1 protein-coding gene is annotated in these 510 nt (G+C 73.9%); it reads left to right on the plus strand.

What is annotated here, in order from left to right; translation table 11 throughout:
- Positions 1 to 17: 17 nt before the first annotated feature.
- On the plus strand, positions 18 to 510 hold a 493-nt coding region (locus ACLD7X_RS18430), incomplete at its 3' end, for a malonic semialdehyde reductase (RefSeq protein ID WP_411425132.1).

A 510-nucleotide genomic window follows, 5' to 3' on the forward strand; every position in this document is an offset into this window, starting at 1 on the left:
CCTGGGACGGCCGGCCCGTGCCGGACGCCCTGCTGCGCCGGCTGGTCGCGTTGGCCTTCGGGGGGCCCACGGCCTATAACCAGCAGCCGCTGCGCGTGATCTTCGTGACCTCGCCCGAGGGCAAGGCGCGGCTGGCGCCCGCCGTCAGCCGGTCGAACCGCGACAAGACGCTGGCTGCGCCCGTGACGGCGATCCTGTGCCATGACTTGCGGTTCTTCGACCACCTGCCGCGGCTGTGGCCGCAGGCTGATGTGCGGCCCTGGTATGACGGCCACCCCGCCACCGCCCGCGACAGCGCCTTTCGCAACGCCACGCTGCAGGCCGGATATCTGCTGATGGCCGCGCGGGCGCTGGGGCTGGACGCAGGCCCGATGTCGGGCTTCGACCCTGCCGCCGTGGCGGCCGAATTCCTGCCGGGCCGCGCGTGGGAGGTGGGGTTCCTGGTCAACCTCGGGTTCGCCGACCCCGCCGGCGCCCGCCCGCGAAACCCGCGCCTGGGCTTTGACGAGG

The sequence above is a fragment of the Aphanothece microscopica RSMan92 genome (assembly GCF_046613545.2).
Lineage (GTDB): Bacteria > Cyanobacteriota > Cyanobacteriia > PCC-6307 > Cyanobiaceae > NIES-981.